Origin of the sequence: Saccharopolyspora terrae (genome assembly GCF_004348435.1) — a bacterium.
Taxonomy (GTDB): Bacteria; Actinomycetota; Actinomycetes; order Mycobacteriales; family Pseudonocardiaceae; genus Saccharopolyspora; species Saccharopolyspora endophytica.
Genome location: NZ_SMKS01000051.1, coordinates 1 through 16,717, shown reverse-complemented (window position 1 = coordinate 16,717; position 16,717 = coordinate 1). Strand labels below are relative to the sequence as shown.

Annotated in this window: 16 protein-coding genes and 1 pseudogene; 5 read left to right on the top strand and 12 right to left on the bottom strand. The window is 70.8% G+C overall.

From position 1 onward, the window contains the following. The first annotated feature begins 42 nt into the window (after window positions 1-42). Window positions 43-969: an aldose 1-epimerase family protein gene (locus E1181_RS23300; protein WP_132677846.1), complete on the top strand. Its 927-nt coding sequence runs from the start codon at window positions 43-45 to the stop codon at window positions 967-969. Between the two features lie 206 nt (window positions 970-1,175). Here the strand turns inward: E1181_RS23300 and E1181_RS23295 are convergent, their stop codons facing one another. After that, window positions 1,176-2,318: an acyl-CoA dehydrogenase family protein gene (locus E1181_RS23295; RefSeq protein WP_132677845.1), complete on the bottom strand. Its 1,143-nt coding sequence runs from the start codon at window positions 2,316-2,318 to the stop codon at window positions 1,176-1,178. A 125-nt stretch (window positions 2,319-2,443) separates the two neighbouring features. Here E1181_RS23295 and E1181_RS23290 point away from each other — a divergent pair, with 125 nt between their 5' ends. The 3 genes from E1181_RS23290 (at window position 2,444) to E1181_RS23280 (ending at window position 5,672) form a co-directional block, all read left to right on the top strand. Continuing rightward, on the top strand, window positions 2,444-3,061 hold the full coding sequence (locus E1181_RS23290; RefSeq protein WP_132677844.1) for a TetR/AcrR family transcriptional regulator: 618 nt from the start codon (window positions 2,444-2,446) through the stop codon (window positions 3,059-3,061). Continuing rightward, window positions 3,058-3,987 carry a carbohydrate kinase family protein gene (locus E1181_RS23285; RefSeq protein WP_132677842.1) on the top strand — a complete coding sequence of 310 codons (930 nt, stop codon included), beginning with the start codon at window positions 3,058-3,060 and terminating at the stop codon, window positions 3,985-3,987. Before E1181_RS23290 ends, E1181_RS23285 begins: the two co-directional genes overlap by 4 nt. A gap of 380 nt (window positions 3,988-4,367) precedes the next feature. Further along, entirely contained in the window at window positions 4,368-5,672 is a 1,305-nt protein-coding gene (locus E1181_RS23280; RefSeq protein WP_132677841.1) for a citrate synthase, read from the top strand. A gap of 257 nt (window positions 5,673-5,929) precedes the next feature. Here E1181_RS23280 and E1181_RS23275 read toward each other — a convergent pair whose 3' ends face one another. Together E1181_RS23275 and E1181_RS23270 are read right to left on the bottom strand one after the other, a co-directional pair. Next, window positions 5,930-7,501, bottom strand: a complete 1,572-nt coding sequence (locus E1181_RS23275; protein WP_132677840.1) for a glycerol-3-phosphate dehydrogenase/oxidase — start codon at window positions 7,499-7,501, stop codon at window positions 5,930-5,932. Next, the gene (locus tag E1181_RS23270; RefSeq protein ID WP_132677839.1) at window positions 7,498-8,148 is read right to left on the bottom strand and encodes a TetR/AcrR family transcriptional regulator; all 651 of its coding nucleotides are present in this window, start codon (window positions 8,146-8,148) and stop codon (window positions 7,498-7,500) included. Before E1181_RS23270 ends, E1181_RS23275 begins: the two co-directional genes overlap by 4 nt. Between E1181_RS23270 and E1181_RS23265 the strand changes: the two genes are divergently transcribed. Then, window positions 8,147-9,802 carry an FAD-binding oxidoreductase gene (locus tag E1181_RS23265; RefSeq protein ID WP_408010479.1) on the top strand — a complete coding sequence of 552 codons (1,656 nt, stop codon included), beginning with the start codon at window positions 8,147-8,149 and terminating at the stop codon, window positions 9,800-9,802. The two genes, E1181_RS23270 and E1181_RS23265, sit on opposite strands and share 2 nt — an antisense overlap. On the opposite strand, the gene E1181_RS23260 is transcribed toward E1181_RS23265, so the two are convergent. The 9 genes and pseudogenes from E1181_RS23260 to E1181_RS23220 form a co-directional block, all read right to left on the bottom strand. Further along, window positions 9,789-10,526: a GNAT family N-acetyltransferase gene (locus E1181_RS23260; RefSeq protein ID WP_132677835.1), complete on the bottom strand. Its 738-nt coding sequence runs from the start codon at window positions 10,524-10,526 to the stop codon at window positions 9,789-9,791. The genes E1181_RS23265 and E1181_RS23260 overlap by 14 nt on opposite strands. A gap of 99 nt (window positions 10,527-10,625) precedes the next feature. Then, window positions 10,626-11,009, bottom strand: coding sequence for a hypothetical protein (locus E1181_RS23255; RefSeq protein ID WP_132677833.1), 384 nt, complete (start codon window positions 11,007-11,009; stop codon window positions 10,626-10,628). After that, on the bottom strand, window positions 11,002-13,806 hold the full coding sequence (locus E1181_RS23250) for an FtsK/SpoIIIE domain-containing protein (RefSeq protein WP_132677831.1): 2,805 nt from the start codon (window positions 13,804-13,806) through the stop codon (window positions 11,002-11,004). Before E1181_RS23250 ends, E1181_RS23255 begins: the two co-directional genes overlap by 8 nt. A gap of 128 nt (window positions 13,807-13,934) precedes the next feature. Beyond that, a complete protein-coding gene (locus tag E1181_RS23245) occupies window positions 13,935-14,186 on the bottom strand; it encodes a hypothetical protein (RefSeq protein WP_132677830.1) in 252 nt (83 codons plus the stop codon). 2 nt (window positions 14,187-14,188) lie between these two features. Beyond that, window positions 14,189-14,449: a hypothetical protein gene (locus E1181_RS23240; RefSeq protein ID WP_132619308.1), complete on the bottom strand. Its 261-nt coding sequence runs from the start codon at window positions 14,447-14,449 to the stop codon at window positions 14,189-14,191. Window positions 14,450-14,582: 133 nt separating this feature from the next. Beyond that, complete coding sequence (locus E1181_RS23235) at window positions 14,583-15,002, bottom strand: hypothetical protein (RefSeq protein ID WP_207922270.1); 420 nt, start codon at window positions 15,000-15,002, stop codon at window positions 14,583-14,585. A 48-nt stretch (window positions 15,003-15,050) separates the two neighbouring features. Beyond that, window positions 15,051-15,389 (bottom strand): PRC-barrel domain-containing protein, encoded by a 339-nt coding sequence (locus E1181_RS23230; RefSeq protein ID WP_132677828.1) that lies wholly within the window; start codon window positions 15,387-15,389, stop codon window positions 15,051-15,053. A 113-nt stretch (window positions 15,390-15,502) separates the two neighbouring features. Next, a complete protein-coding gene (locus E1181_RS23225) occupies window positions 15,503-16,306 on the bottom strand; it encodes an alpha/beta hydrolase (protein WP_132677826.1) in 804 nt (267 codons plus the stop codon). 279 nt (window positions 16,307-16,585) lie between these two features. Continuing rightward, a pseudogene (locus E1181_RS23220) lies at window positions 16,586-16,717 on the bottom strand (IS481 family transposase); the annotation flags it as partial.

The window sequence follows — 16,717 nt, the reverse complement described above, 5'->3', positions numbered from 1 at the left end:
TTCGCGGTGTCCGGGGCCGCCTCGTGGTCGTAGAGTGGCGGAGTGCATGATCCTCTTCCCGCCACCGGACGGCAGTTCGAGATCAGCTCGGGGACCGCGAAGGCGGTCATCACCGAGTTCGGCGCCGCGCTGCGCGCCTTCACCGTCGACGGCGTGCCCCACACCGAGACCTTCGACGCCGACCGGCTCCCGCCGTCAGCCGCCGGTGGGGTGCTGGTGCCGTGGCCGAACCGGGTCGCCGACGGGCGCTGGGCGCTCGACGGCGAACCGCAGCAGCTCGCGTTGACCGAGCCCGACCGCAGCAACGCCATCCACGGACTGCTGCGGCACGCGCCGTGGGCGATCGTCGAGCACACCGACTCCGCCGTGGTGCTGCAGGCGACCGTCTCGCCGCGTCCCGGCTGGCCGGTGCCGCTGCTGACCTCCATCGGCTACGCCCTCGACGGCGACGGGCTCACCGTGACCCACACCGTGGAGAACCTGGGTGGGCGCGCGGTTCCCTTCGGCGTCGGAGTGCACCCGTACCCGCGCGCGGGCAACGTCGAGACCGACGAGTGCACGCTGCGGCTGGCCGCCTCCACGGTGCTGCCGGTGGACGCCGACCGGCTGCTGCCGGTCCGGCCGCCGCGCGCGCTGGAGGGCGACGAGGTCGACTTCCGCACCGGTCGCCCTCTCGCGGGCGTCTGGCTCGACACCGCCTTCGGCGGCGCAGCCCCGGCTCCCGACGACCCGGCTGGTCTCGTGCGCCACTCGCTGACCGGCCCCGACGGTCACGGCGTCCAGCTGTGGGCCGATCCGGTCTTCAAGTGGGTCCAGGTCTACACGGCCGAGGACTTCCCCGAACGAGGTCGCGCCATCGCCATCGAACCGATGACGTGCCCGCCGGACGCCCTCAACTCCGGCACCGACCTCATCACCCTCCAACCGGGCGAGGCCTGGACGGCCCACTGGGGCCTCAAACCCCTCTGACCTGCGAAGTCCTGTCGCTGTGGTTGCTTTGCTTTGCGGTGCGGGTAGCGGAACCTGACACGCCGCCTGGACTCCGGGCGCCACTCCTGATGTATGCCAATACACGGCGTCGCGGCGTACTCGCCAGACGACGTGTCAGAACCCGCGGCGGTGCGGGCTGAGTCCCACACCTGAGGAAGCGGCTGCGCCGCATTCTTGAACAGTTTCTAGCTCTTGGCGAGGTGGCGGGCGAGGACGACGCGCTGGATCTGGTTGGTGCCCTCGAAGATCTGCAGGACCTTGGCCTCGCGCATGTAGCGCTCGGCGGGGAAGTCGCGGGTGTAGCCGGCGCCGCCGAGGACCTGGACCGCGTCGGTGGTGACCTTCATGGCGGCGTCGGTGGCCACCAGCTTCGCCACCGACGCCTGCTCGCCGAAGGGCAGTCCCGCGTCGCGGCGGCGGGCGCCGTCGAGGTACATCGCGCGGGCCGAGTGGATGGCGGCGGACATGTCGGCCAGCAGGAACTCGATGCCCTGGAACTCGATGATCGGGTGCCCGAACTGCTTGCGCTGCTGCGCGTAGTCGACCGCGAGGTCCAGCGCGGCCTGGGCCAGGCCCACCGCGCACGCGGCGATGCCCAGACGTCCGGAGTCGAGCGCGCACAGCGCGATCTTGAGCCCGTCGCCTTCCTCGCCGATCAACCGCTCGGCCGGGACGCGGGCGTCCTCGAAGTACAGCGGGGTCGTGGGTGACCCGGTGAGTCCCATCTTGTGCTCGGGCGGTCCCGCCGTCAGGCCGGAGGTGGCGGAGTCGACCAGCAGGCAGCTGATGCCTCGCGCGCCGTCGCCGGTGCGCGCCATCAGCGTGTAGAAGTCCGCTTCGCTGCCGTGGGTGATCCACGCCTTCTGCCCGTTGATGGCGTACTCGTCGCCGGTCCGCTCGGCGCGGGTGCTCAGCGCGGCGGCGTCGGAGCCGGCGTGCGGTTCGGACAGCGCGTAGGCGCCCAGCGTCGAACCGCCGATCATCTCCGGGAGCCACCGCTCGCGCTGCTCGGCGGTGCCGAAGTGGGCGAGCGGGTAGCAGCTCATGGTGTGCACCGAAAGGCTCACGCCGACCGTCATCCAGGCGCTGCTGATCTCCTCCAGGACCTGCAGGTACACCTCGTACGGCTGGGAACCGCCGCCGTGCTCCTCGGGGTAGGGCAGGCCGAGCAGCCCGGCGTCGCCGAGCAGGCGGAGGGCGTCGCGCGGGAACTTCCCGGCGGCTTCGTCCTCGGCCGCGCGGCCGGCGAGCTCGTCGCGGGCGATCTCGCGGGTCAACGCGAGCAGATCTGCGGCTTCCTGCGTCGGAAGCAGGCGGTCAACGGTCATGGCGCGCTCCCGCGGTCCAGTGTGAGTACCGGGCTGTCGTACTGCAATCAGTACTGTAGGCGGTACTCCAGTACTGTGGAAAGCTCTGCGCCGAGGATTAAGCATCCTGTGGCAGGCTTCTCCCGATGAGCACCTCCCGAGCCGAGCGGGCGCTGAACCCCAGACGAGCCGAACTCCTGGGCCGGCTTCGCGATCTGTTCCTGGCCGAGGGGTTCGCCCACTTCACCCTCGACGACCTGGCCGGCAGGCTGCACTGCTCGAAATCGACCCTCTACACGCTGGCCGGGAGCAAGGAGCAGCTCGCGGTCCGCGTCGTGGCGCACTACTTCAAGAGCGCCACCGAGGACATCGAGCGCCGCGCCGAGGTCGCCGACGATCCGCGGGAGAAGGTGCGCGCCTACCTCGACGCCGCAGCCGAAGCGCTGCGCCCGGCGTCGCGCGAGTTCATCACCGACATGGGCGCCAACCTCGCGACCCGCGCCACCTACGAGGCCAACGCGGGTGCCGCCGCCGACCGGTTGCGCGGGTTCATCGCCGAAGGCGTGCGGCAAGGCGTGTTCCGCGAGGTCCACGCGGGCTTCGTCGGCGAGATGGTCGGCCGCACCATCGCCGGCATCCAGCGCGGTGAGATCGGCGAGCGCACCGGGCTGTCCGACGCCGCCGCGTTCGCCGCGCTGTCGCAGTTCCTGCTGGGCGGACTGGCCCAGGAGAAGTCCCCTTCGGACACAGTGGAGGAAAATTGATCGTCATCGGCGGTGAGGCCCTGGTCGACCTCGTGCCGGATTCGTCCACCCCGGACGGAGAGCTCGGCCCGCTGCACCCGCTGCTCGGAGGTGGGCCCTACAACGTGGCCATCGCGCTGGGCAGGCTCGGCGTGCCCGCCGCGTTCTACGCGAAGCTGTCCACCGACCAGTTCGGCGACCGCATGCTGCAACGGCTCATCGAGTCCGAAGTGGACACCTCCCTGGTCCAGCGGGGCCCGGAGCCCACGACGCTGGCCGTGGTCGGGCTGGAGGCCAACGGCTCGGCCCGCTACAGCTTCCACACCGAAGGCACCGCCGCGCGTTTCGTCACCGACCAGCCGCTCCCGGACGGCACGACCGCGTTGTGCCTGGGCACGCTGGGCATGGTGCTCGAACCCGGCGCCACCGCGTACGAGAAGGTGCTGTTCCGCGAGGCCGAGCGGGGCGTGTTCATCGCGCTCGACCCCAACATCCGAGCCGACCTCATCGCCGACGCGGACGCCTACCGGGCGCGGTTCTCCTCCTGGCTGCCCTCGGTCGGGCTGCTCAAGGTCTCCGACGACGACGCCGAGTGGCTCGCCCCGGGGTGCGACGTGGTCGAAGCGGCCCGCGAGTGGCAGGCGCGCGGCCCGGCGGCGGTGGTGCTGACCAGGGGAGCCGACGGGCTCACCGCGGTCACCGCCGACGGCGAGGTCACGGTCCCCGGTCGGAAGGTCGACGTCGCCGACACCATCGGCGCCGGCGACACCGTGCAGGCGGCGCTGCTGGCGTGGCTCCACCGCAACGGTGCGCTGTCGCCCGAGAAGGTCCGCGCGCTGGGCGCGCGGCAGTGGGAGCAGGCCCTGTCGTTCGCCGCCGCCGCGGCGGCCGTCACCGTTTCGCGTCCCGGAGCCGAACCGCCGTGGTCCGCGGAGCTGGATGCGTGATCGGAATCCATCCGGTGGTGTCCGAACACGCCCCGTGAGCTCAGCGGTCTGACTGCGGAAGAACGAATCCGGATTAGACCGTTCGGATTTCACTCGTGGTCACGATGGTGGTGTCAGGCGGTGGCGGAGCGTCGACATCGGCGCTCCGCCTACCGGTAAGTGTGATGTGATCGTGGTCCCACCTGCAAAAAAGAGGAAACGCGATTGCTGCGCGGGGACCCTCCGGCGGTCTAGCGTGACTACTGACAGGACCCCAACGGGGTGGTGCTGCGACGGTTCGGACACCCCGACCGGAGCGCGGGCGACATCGAGCCCTGCCGCTTGGCTGGGCTATCGCGGTCGTCATCACGCACCCCTTGACGAGCGCGAGAGGTTCCCGAATGCCCGACGACGTGACCGCCAAACGTACCGTCGCGCTGCGCTATGACGCCGGCGAGCACGAAATGCAGGTGACGCAACCTACCGAGGGTGCGCCTGGCGTCGATCTCGGCAAGTTGCTGGCCCAGACCGGTTTGGTGACGTTGGATCCGGGCTTCGTCAACACCGCAGCCTGCAACTCCGACATCACCTACATCGACGGCGACGCCGGAATCCTCCGGTACCGCGGCTACCCCATCGAGGAACTCGCGGCGAAGTCGAACTTCATCGAGGTCAGCTACCTGCTGATCTACGGTGAGCTGCCGACCCAGCAGGAGTACGACGAGTTCTCCGAGCGCATCCGCCGCCACACGCTGCTGCACGAAGACCTCAAGCAGTTCTTCGACGGCTTCCCCCGCGACGCGCACCCGATGCCGGTGCTGTCGTCCGCGGTTTCGGCGCTGTCGACCTTCTACCAGGACAGCCTCAACCCGTTCGACAAGGACCAGGTCGAGCTGTCCACGGTCCGCCTGCTGGCGAAGCTGCCCACGATCGCGGCTTACGCCTACAAGAAGTCGGTCGGCCAGCCGTTCCTGTACCCGGACAACTCGCTGGGCCTGGTGGAGAACTTCCTCCGGATGACCTTCGGCTTCCCCGCCGAGCCCTACGAGGTCGACCCGACCCTGGCCCGCGCGCTGGACCTGCTGTTCATCCTGCACGCCGACCACGAGCAGAACTGCTCCACCTCGACGGTCCGGATGGTCGGCTCGTCCGAGGCGAACATGTTCGCCAGCGTCTCGGCCGGCATCAACGCCCTGTTCGGCCCGCTGCACGGCGGCGCGAACAGCGCGGTGCTGGAGATGCTGGAAGGCATCAAGAACAACGGCGGCGACGTCGACGCGTTCGTCGAGCGGGTGAAGAACAAGGAGCCCGGCGTTCGCCTGATGGGCTTCGGCCACCGGGTCTACAAGAACTACGACCCGCGCGCGGCGATCATCAAGAAGACCGCCGACGAGGTGCTGTCCAAGCTGGGTGCCAACGACCCGCTGCTGGACATCGCGCTGCGGCTGGAGGAGCGGGCGCTGTCGGACGACTACTTCGTCTCGCGCAAGCTCTACCCGAACGTGGACTTCTACACCGGCCTGATCTACAAGGCGATGGGCTTCCCGACGAAGTTCTTCACCGTGCTGTTCGCGCTCGGCCGCCTTCCCGGCTGGATCGCGCACTGGCGCGAGATGATCGAGGACCCGGCCCGCAAGATCAGTCGTCCGCGTCAGGTCTACACCGGTGCCGCCGAGCGTCCGTACAAGCCGATGGACCAGCGCTGATCTGAATCGTTACCTGAATCAAGTCTGAGGCCAAGGCCTCGGACCACGCAATGGGCCCCGGAGAGCCCGGCCACCAAGGCCGGCCCCGGGGCCTTTCTGCACCTCACCCCGGCACCGAAACCCGGATTACCGCCGTATTCGGGCCACGGATTACTGCGGTATTCGGGTCTGGAGCTGGGACTGCGCCTGTGGCGGGACCCGGATTACTGCCGTATTCGGGTCACGGATTGCTGCGGTAGTCGGGGAGAGGTGGTGGGTCAGGGTTCGATTCCTGCCAGTGCTCTGGTGACCAGGTTCTCGACCTGGGGGAGGGCTGCGGTGCGTTGGGCGGGGTCGAGGCCCAGGCGGGAGCGGCGGTCGAGGACGTCGTCGGCATCGAGGGCGCCTTCGTGGCGGACCGCCCAGAGGACTTCGGCCGCCGTGAGGTGGAGGCCTTCCGCGACAGGTTCGGCGAGGTCCTGGTCGAACTCGGTCAGGGCCGCGACGCGGGCGGCTTCGGTGCCGTACTTGGCGACGAGGGTGGCGGGAGCCTCGATGTCGGTGAGGTGACGCCGAGGGGCAGCGCCGACCAGCGCGATCTCGGTGGTCCGCGAAGGCCCGGCCGACAGGCCGCGGGACCCGACCGCCGCGTCCACGGCGTCAGCGGCCATCTTCCGGTAGGTCGTGAGCGTGCCGCCGATGACCGTGATGACCCCTTCCTCCGACGTGAGCACCGCGTGGTGGCGGGAGAGGTCGGCGGAGTCCTTGCCGTCCTGCTGGAGCAGCGGCCGGAGGCCGGCGAACGACCCGAGGACGTGGTCGCGGGTCAGCGGCGCTCCCAGGACGTCGCGGACCCCGGCCAGCAGGAAGTCCACATCGGACTCCGGGACCTCCGGGACGGTCGGGATGGGACCGGGCGCCGGTTCGTCGGTCAGCCCGAGGATCGCGCGGCCGTCGGGCAGCGGGATCAGCAGCAGGAACCGTCCCGGCTCACCTGGCACGGGCGCGACGACGGCGGTTCCGGCGACCCCGGCAGCGTCGGCGTCGACCACCAGGTGCGATCCGCGCGACGGGCTCAGCCGGACCTCCGGCACGAGGTCACCGGCCCACACGCCCGCGGCGTTGACCACCGATCGCGCGCGGATCCGCAGCGATTCGCCGCTGCGCGCGTCCACCAGGTCGGCGCCTCCGCCGTCGAGGGACGTCACCGCGCAGCGGGTGAGGACGCGCGCGCCGAACCCGGCCGCCGTGCGCGCCAGCGCCACCACCAGCCGTGCGTCGTCGACCAGCTGCCCGTCGAAGCTCAGCAGGCCGCCGCGCAGCCCGGCCGGGCGAAGTCCGGGAACGAGCGCGAGGGCTTCGGCCGAAGGGATCCTCTTGGGCGACGGCAGGACGTCGGAGGGCGTCCGCGCCGCCCGCCGGAGCGCGTCGCCTGCCCGCAGACCTGCGTGCAGGACGACTTCCCGGCGTCGCGACATCCCTTCGTGCAAGGGGATGAGCTGCGGCAGCGGGCGGACCAGGTGCGGGGCGGTGCGGGTCATGAGCACGTGGCGCTCGGCCGCGCTCTCCCGCGCCAGCGCGATGTCGCCGTGCGCGAGGTAGCGCATACCTCCGTGCACGAGCTTGCTGGACCAGCGGGAGGTTCCCCACGCGAGGTCCTCGGCCTCCACCAGCGCCACCGACAGTCCCCTCGCCGCTGCGTCGAGGGCGACCCCGGTGCCGGTGACGCCACCGCCGACGACGAGCAGGTCGACTTCCTGCTCCGCCGCCGCGTGCAGGTCGGTTCGCAGCCGGGCGGAGTTCAGCGAGGTGGCGCGCAGCGAACCGGCGGGCAGCGGCGTGGTGATCATGAAGGGCTCCTTGGCTGGAGAGCGCCGTCGAGGAGGTGGGCGAGTTCGTCGGTCAGCGAGTCGAGTCCGACGTCCTCGGTCGCCGGACCTGCGGAGATGACGAACGACTGGGTCAGCAGCAGCAGCGAGCGGGCCTGCACCGCCACGTCGCCGGGGCGGATCGATCCGTCGGCGTGCCCGGCGGCCAGATACTCGCGAATGAACCGGTCGGTCGCCAGCTGGGTGCTGCCCAGTCGGGCGACCAGGTAGGGCAGCAGCAGTTCGGCGTCGGTTTCCAGGACTCGTTGCAGCAGGGGAGCTTCGCGCAGCAGTCTGATGCCGCGCACCATGACGCGCACGAGGCGCTCTCGTGCGTGGCCGCTCACCGCCGCTCGGCGTGCCTGGTCGAGGACTTCACCGAACTCGACCGTGACGAGGGACGTGACCATGCTGCCCACGTCGGGGAAGCGGCGGTAGAGAGTCATCCGGCTGACGCCCGCGGTGCGGGCGACCTCGGTCAGCGTGGTTCGTCGGACGCCTGAGGCCAGCACGCACGCGCGCGCCGCGCTGAGCAGGTCGGCGTCGGCGACCCGGTTGGCCGCCTGCCGCTTGCCGGTGCGGGCGTGATGCGGGTCAGCTCGCTCGATGCTGTGACAATCCGACTCCATGTGTCACACTTTAGCCGTGAACGGCGAGATCGAACACACCCTCCGCGGCAGCTGGACCCCGTCAGGGGCCGCGTCCGCGCCACTGTCCCCGTCCGCGCTGCGCTGGTTGCGGCACCGCATCGGACTCACCGAGACCACCACGCCGGCGGTCCCGTCGTCGCTCCTCGACGTACCCGGGAGCTCCCTCGCCGACACCCCGCGCGCCGAGTTGGAAGCACTGCTCGGCGAGCGGCACGTGCTCGTCGACACGGCTGCGCGGCTCGGACGCGCGGGCGGCATGTCCTACAGCGACCTGGTGCGCAGGCGCGACGGCGCCGAACTGGCCGTCCCGGACGCCGTGCTGCTGCCCTCGGACCCGGAGCTGGTGCAGGGCGTGCTGGAGATCTGCGCCCGCCACGACATCGCGGTGGTCCCCTTCGGCGGCGGAACCTCCGTCGTGGGCGGCGTCGACGCGCTGCGCGGCGGGAAGAACGCCGTCGTCGCCCTCGACCTCGTGCGGCTGGACCGGCTGATCTCGCTCGACCCGGACTCGCGGATCGCCGTGCTGCAGGCCGGGATGCGCGCGACCGAGGCCGAATCGCTGCTGGCCGCGCACGGATTCACGCTCGGGCACTTCCCGCAGTCCTTCGAGCGGGCCACCATCGGCGGGTTCGCCGCGACCCGCTCGGCGGGCCAGGCCTCCTCCGGCTACGGGCGTTTCGAGGACATGGTCGAGGGCGTGCGGCTGGCGACGCCGGCCGGTGAGTGGAAGCTCGGTGTCGCCCCGGCGTCGGCCGCGGGACCCGATCTGCGTCAGCTCGCCATCGGCAGCGAAGGGATCCTCGGGGTCATCACCGAGGTCGCCGTCCGGGTGCGGCCCGCGCCGAGGCGCAGCCGCTACGAGGCCTTCGTGGTGGACGGCTGGCAGGCCGGCACCGACGCCGTGCGCGCGCTCGCTCAGGAACGGGTGCTCGCCGACGTCACCAGGCTGTCGGACCCGACCGAGACCGAGGTGCAGCTCGCGCTGTCCGGGCAGCTCAAGGCACGTGCGCTCGGGAACTTCCTGCGCGCCAAGGGCGTCCGCAACCCGTGCCTGCTGGTGCTCGGCTGGGACGCCGGTTCCCGCACCGAGCTCAAGCAGCGCCGGGCGGCAGCGGTGCGCGCGCTGCGCGACGTCCGGACCGTGCGGTTGGGCCGGGCGGCCGGGGAGTCGTGGAAGTCGCACCGCTTCTCCGGGCCTCGGCAGCGGGACGCCCTGCTCGACCGGGGCGTGTGCGTGGAGACGCTGGAGACCGCGACGAGCTGGAGCGGGCTGAGCGAGCTGCGCTCCGCGGTGCGCACGGCCCTGGTGCGCAACCTGCAGACCGGCAGCAAGCCGCCCATCGTGATGTGCCACGTCTCGCACGCCTACGAGACCGGTGCCTCGCTGTACTTCACGGTGCTGGCGCCGCGCGACGCCGAGCACGCCCTCGCCCAGTGGCAGCGCGCGAAGGAAGCGGCCTGCGACGCCATCGCCGGTCGCGGCACGATCAGCCACCACCACGCGGTCGGCGTCGACCACCGGCCGTGGCTGGGCGCGGAGATCGGCGACATCGGCACGGCGGTCCTGACCGCGGCCAAGCGGGCGGTGGACCCGACGGGAATCCTCAACCCGGGCAAGCTCATCCGCGACTAGCGGAGATGGGGCTGTAGCGGAAGCCGAGGCCCCGGTAGACCTTCAGCGCCGGTTCGTTGTCGGCGTCGGCCATCAGCGTCACCGCGCCGAGCGCGGCGAGCTCCCTGGTCACGAACGTGCAGACCTGCGTGGACAGGCCCCGGCCCCGGTGCGCGGGGTGGGTGGCGACGCCGGAGACGTAGCGCAGTCCCGGTGCGGGCCAGGAGTCCCCGGCGATCGAGATCGGGGTGCCGTCGGTGTCGCGGATCCCGGCCCACCGCACGGCTCCCGGGTCGTCGGGGAACAGGTACGAGCCGGGGTTGGCCTCGCGCAGCAGCGCGTCGATCGCCGGAACGTCGGCTCCGGTCAGCCACTCGACCTCGGGGGTGGGTCCCTGCGGCGCGGCGGCGTCCAGGTGCAGCCATCCGAACGTCGCCAGGACCTCGTGGCCCAACCGCTCGGAGACCCGGGAGGCCAGCGGAGCGGCTGCGAGCAACCGCACCTTCTGGCCGTTCAGACCGGGCAGGACCTCCCGCAGCAGCGCGACGACGTCGTCCTCGTCACCGGCGTGGACCACCCGGTCGGCGCGGTTGAGCCGGGGCGCGAACACGACCACCGCGTTGCGCGACCGCCACGCCGCCCCGCGCTCGTGCGGGTACCCCGGCTCCAACGCCTGGGCCGCCCACCGCACCATCAGGTCGGACGTGACCTCCGCGACCTCGGCCGCAGTCCTCAGCTCCTGCACACGCCCAGCGTAGGGATCCGAATTTCGCGCGAAATTCGAACGCGAAAGTTCCGACTCGAATTTCGCGCGAAATTCGAATTCCGCCCCGCCGGGGTGGCCTCAGGACTTCTTGCGGCGGGAGAGGAATCCGGTGGGCAGGCGGGGTTTGGTGATGGCGTCGCGGAGGTCCTCGAACGCCTCGTGGACGGCGAGGCGGGACTCCGACGGCGACGCGTCGGGAGCCTTCCGGTCAGCGGCCGGGAGGCCGGAGGAGCGCAGCCAGCGCTCGTCCCAGACGACCTGCATCGCGGCCGTCCAGCGCTGCTTGACCTCGGCGACCAGCTCGTCGCGGACCTTCTCCGACTCCTCCGTGCGCTGCTTGCCCGCCGCGACCTTCTCGCCGAGCTTCTCGGCGCTGTCGCGCTCGTGCTTGCGCATCCGCTTGCCCGCGGCCGTGGCCAGGGCGGTCAGCTCGCGGTAGCGCTCGGCCGCGGTCTCAGTCACCGGCTTCCTCCCGGACGTTGGCGTCCGACTCCGTCGAACGCTGGGCGGGCACCGGCGGAGCCCCGCCGAGGTCGAAGGGCAGGACCACTTCGGGACGCGAGTGCACCGAGCGGTCGAAGAACAGGCCGCGGCGCGAGCGCGGCGACCAGTTCACCGGCTGGCCCGCGGCGAACGCGCTGAGCTCCTGCCCGTGCACGTCGAAGGCGACCCACGCGCCGATGTCGTCCACCGGCCCCATGCCGAGGGTGTTCTTCACCCGCTGCACGCTGCGCCACCAGCCGATCACGTGCACCCGGGACTCCGGGCCCTGCTTGAGGATCTTGCGCAGGGAGTCCAGCGCGCACGCGCGGGTCACCGGATCCTTGCGCTCCAGCGTCGTCTGCGCGGCGTCGACGGCGTAGAGCACCACGCAGTGCCGGACCGGCGACGCGCCGGCGTCGATGTCCTGGGCTATGCCGTCGAGCGTCGCCGAGATCTCGTCCAGGCCCACCACGTCGACCTCGTGGCCGCGCCCGCGGAGCTCCTCGGCCACGGCGCGCGCGTCGTCGTCGACGTCGTCGAGCAGGGCACCGATGGTGAACCGGATCTTGCCCGGTTCGTGCTGGCGGGACAGCGAGAGCGCCGCCGCGCCGAGCGCGCTGGTGGTGTCCTCGCGGACCGAGCCGATCACCGCGATGTTGCGTCCCGGCGAGCGCGACAGCCGCACCGCTGCGGCCGTCCCCTCGACGTCGATGACCTGACCGAGCAGCGCGCGCGGCGTGCTCACCGGCGCGGTCAGCCTCCAGAAGTCCTCCAGGGCAGACAGCTTCGGCAGGTTGGAACCGTCGAACAGGCGCGGCGGGTGCGAACCGGCCGCGCGCCGCTGCCACAGCCGCTGTTGCAGCTCGTGGAACGTGTCGCGGGCGGTGGCGTCGGGGATGCGGGCGATCTCGTTGCCGTGCTTGACGCCCGACTCGTGGTTGACCACCGCGTGCCAGCGCGGCAGGTCCATCGCCGCCTGGTTGTGCTCGGTGAGCACGCGCCGCGCCTTGGGCAGCGCGATGCGCAGGATGAACTGCTCGAAGATCGCCGGCTTGCCCCAGAACGCCTCGATGCCCGAGACGTCCTGGCTGGCCAGCACCAGGTGGATCCCCTGCGAGCGGCCGCGCCGCGCAACGTCTTCCAGCAGCTTGGTGGCCTGCGCGGTCACCGGATCGCGGTCGGCGAACAGGTACTGGAACTCGTCGATCACCGCCACGATCCGCGGCCACCGGCCCTCGGGGTCCTCGGCGCGCAGCTCTTCGAGCTTGGTGACCTCGTGCTCCTTGGCCTTGTCGGCGCGGCGGCGCATCTCGTCGGCCAGGAACCGCAGCAGCGCCAGCCCGAACTCGCGGTCGGTGTTGACGTTGACGCCCACCAGCTTGGAGTGCGGCAGCCAGCTCGGGTCGCGCTTGCCCGGCGTGAACTGGGCGAACGACACGCCTTCCTTGAAGTCCAGCAGGTACAGCTCCAGCTCGTCCGGCGAGTACCGGGCGGCCATCGCGCCGAGCATGCTGTAGAGGAAGTTCGTCTTGCCCGAGCCGCTCGGCCCGCCGATCAGCGTGTGCGGGCTGGCGTCGCCGAGCCGCATCCACACCTCTTCGCCCTCGTCGAACCCGACGGGAGCCTGCAGTTCGGAACGCGAGTGGCACTGCCACAGCTCGTCGGGCAGCAGGTCGTCGAAGTTGCGGACCCGCGCGCGGCGGGACTCGAACTCGGCCGCGATCGCGGCGCACGCCTTCGACGCCTTGCCGCGCGTGGGCGGTTCGTCCAGCGCCACCACGGCTTCCGGCCCGGTCATGCTGGTGCGGGCCCGGTTCTCGCCGATCAGCGTGATCGACTCTATGGAGCTGTTGACGGTCAGCGGGAGGTCGACAGTGATCAGCTGGATCCCGCAGGCCAGGCCGTTGCGGGCGATGCGCTGGAGCTGCTGCTGCTGTTCCTCGCGCAGCGGCTGGCCGTTGCCGAACAGCACCGCGATCCGCCACGGTTCGCCGCGCCTGCCGTTGGCAGCGGCCAGCGCGCGCAGCGTGGTGTGCTCGCCGAGCAGCGCGCCGGAGTGGATGCGCTTGATGTGGTCGGAGAGCACGTCGAGCATGTCGCCCAGCCGCGTCGGGTCGTGGGCGGTGAGTAGTCCGGCGCTGCTGAGCGGGTGCAGATCGGGCAGCGTCCCGGTCAGCCTCGCGACGTCCCAGCTGTGGATGCGCACCTGGCCGGGTTCGAAGTGGCTGACGATGCGCAGCAGCAGGTTCTGCACCAGGGTTTCGGCGGTTTCGGGCACCTCGTCGGTGGTGATGCGCAGGTGCGCGAAGTCCAGCGCCGGGACCACCGCGGGGAACGACGGCGACAGCGGGGAGTCGGGGATGGTCGCGGTGCCGATGCGCCACAGCTCGGGCGGGTGCGCGACGTCACCGCCGCCGAACTCGCCGAGCCAGGCGTCGAACGGGTCCGACGCGCTGCCGGGCGAGTTCGCGGCGACCAGCTTCTCCAGGGACGGCGGGCCCTGCTCGGTCCAGTCCTGGAAGATCTCGTCGCGGTCGGCGAGCGCCCTGGCGAGCGCGGCCTGGAAGTGCGGGTCGGCCGGGTCGGCGATCTTCTCGGGTTCGCGTTCGGCCGCAGCCGCGCCGAGCTGGGCGATGCGCAGCGCGTACTCCTGCTCGGCGCAGGTGTCGAGCACTTCCTGGTGCGCGTTCTCGGCGGCGCCGAGGGCGGCGGAGATGCTGCGGCGCAGGTGCTCGAATGCCGATTCGATGCGACTTCGCCGGTCACTGCGTTTCACAACACGCCACCTCGGAGACCGAGTTACGGAACGTGATCAAGGTACCACCTCGAAATAAGCCCCGCCTAACCCATGCGCAGGCACGAATACCGCGCAGTGGGACGGTGTTCCGCGCTCCGCCGACCGTCCTACAAACGGGTGGCGAAGTCGCGGATCGTGTTCAGGACGAGGTCGATCAGGCGCTGGGCGCGCTCGACCTGGTCATGCGTTCGGGGGAGCCCCGGTGGGAGGACGGTCTCCGGGTGCTCCGGGTCGAGCCGGACCAGCGCCTGACGCGCTTCGTCGAGCTTGCCCTGACAGGTGCCCAGGTGCGCACCGGCCTCTTCGAGCTGGCGCTCGATGCCCTGCAGGACCTGCTGGAGTTCGTCGAGCGAGGACACCGCTACAGCCGCCCGGCGTAGCTCTCAGTGGAGGAGATCGTCGCCGACAGCGTGCCCTGCGCGCCACCGATCGTCTGCAGGACTTCGGCGAGCATGCCGTAGGCGTGCTGCATCTCGTCCTGCGCGGTGCCCTGGATGGCGCCGGAGAGCGCGGCTTGCGCCTCTTCGAGGACGAGCGCCGTCTGCTGGAGGGCTGCGACGCCTTCCTGCATCTTCTGGTTGGCCAGCGAAATGCCTGCGCGAACTTCTTCGACGCCTGCCATGTGGATTGCGGTCCTCTCCCAGGGCGGTACGACTCTGCAAGGACTCACAAGGTAGTGCCCGAGCGAGATCAGCGCGCGGCCGGGCCACCCCTTGTTGATCACTGTTCGGTCTTAGCTGGCAGGCATGTTGGAGTCAGTTGTCTACTGTGGATTCTTGGTGATCCGGGGCGTCCTCGGGCTCCGCCGACCAGGCCTCGATGAGCAGGCGTTCGCCGGCCGGGACGAGTTCGCCGACCAGCTCGGGGTCGTCCACCACCGACCAGGCCGTCGGCGGCGCGCAGGCGACGCGGTGGCGGGCGTAGCCCGGCCCCAGCTCCCGGAGGAAGTTGCGCACCACGCGCGAGAGGGCTGCCACGTGCCAGCCCGTCTCCCCGGTGCCGCGGCTCATCGTCAGCGACCAGCAGCCGGGCTCCTCGTCGGAGCAGTCCCCGACGGTCACGACCCGTCCGCCGACCCGTCTGACCAGGTCATCGCAGGCGACTCGGGCGGAGGCTTCGTCCTGCGCGCCGACGACCACCGTGATGAGCAGTTCGAGCTCGCTGTGTGCGTCCATCGCGGAAGATTCTTCCGCATCCGCACCGGGTTCGAACGCCCGAGAGGATCATGAATCGATATCGCTCTCGTCGGGGTCGGCGAGGCCGTAGTAGGCGTAGAGGTCGCGGCCCTCGGTGTCGGTGAGCCGTCCGCCCTCGGCCTCGACGCTCGGGGCGTTGCGGACCCGGGCTCGGGAGAGCGGGATCTCCAGCCGGTTCTCCGCCTTGATCGCGCCGTCGAGCGGCACGAAGGTCTCCCTGACCCCGAGCATGCCGAGTCGCACCGTGACCCATTCGGGCTGGTTGGTGTGGTCGTCGACGTAGACGTTGCCGACCCGGCCGACGCGGTTGCCGTCGCTGTCGAAAACCGGTGTCCCGATCAAGTCCTGCGCACGCTCGACGTTCATGGCAGCCCCCCGCTCCGTCGGACTTCAAGCTGCCCGGAAGAGCGGACGCCTGCAACCGCGCAAGCGACACGCCTCACTCGATCAGGTAATGATCGTCAGTATAATCAGCCGATCTAAGAATTCAGCGCTCGGCCGATGAAGTTGCGGACATCCGTCATGACCTCGGCTTTGTTGGTCTCGTTGAACAGCTCGTGGCGGCCGCCCGGGTAGATGTGCTCGTGGAACTCGTGGCCCCGGATGCGGTCGATGCCGGTCCGGGTGTCGGCCTCCGGCACCAGCTCGTCGTCCTCGCCGTGCACCCACAAGGTCGGGATCTCCAGCGCCGGGCCCTCGTTGATCGCCAGCAGGCAGTCGTCGATCGCGCGCAGCGTGGGCCGCTTGAACGGGCCGTGCCAGACCAGCTCGTCGCCCAGGTACGCCGCGCCCACCTCCGGGTCGCGGGACAACGTCGCCGGGTCGATCGGGGTGTCCGGGATCTCGTCGTGCTCCAGCAGGTCGAGCACGTGCCAGGTGCCCAGCACCGGGCCGGACAGCACCACGGCGGCCAGGTTGCGCTGGTGCTCCTGGGCGTAGCGCGCGGCGAGCATCCCGCCCATCGAATGCCCGATCAGCACCACCGGCAGGTCCGGGTGCTGCGCGGTCACCTCGCGGCGCAGCGCCTCCAGGTCGGCGACCAGGACCTCGGCGTCCTCGAAGTGGACGCGGTCGCCCGGCGAACGGCCGTGGCCGATGTGGTCCGGTGCCCACACCAGAGCGCGTGCGTGGACCAACTGCTCCGCGACCCACTGGTAGCGGCCGGAGTGCTCGCCGTAGCCGTGCGCGATCAGCGCGATCCAGCCCGGGTTGTCCGCCGACCACTCCCGCACTGCCAGGGTTCCCAGGCTCCCCGCTACCTCGCGGTCCGTTGACTCGATCATGTCGCCACCCCAGCACACCGGCGCTGTTCCGGCCACCACCTCCGGTTGAGAACTGTTCGGGAATTGCTTTGCGTGGCGGTGCGGGTGGCGGAAACCCCCGAAGGGGAAGCACAGCGCCTCCGTGGTCTCCGTGCGCCGCTCCTGATGTGTTCCGCTTACCCCAGGGGTGGACATCAGCGTCGCGGCGTACTCGCCACGAAGGCGCTGGCGAACCCGCGGCGGTGCCAGTGGCGATGGTGGTGGAAGAGGATGCGGCTTCGCCGCATTGAAAACCAGTCCCTAGTTGTACTGACCTGAGAGGTTGGTTACGCGGCTGGCGGGTGGGCCGCCGATGCTGGTGTGGTGGCGGTGATGGTTGTAGCCGTGTAGCCAGCCGGGCAAGGCGGCGCGCCGTTGGGTCTCGGTGCTGTA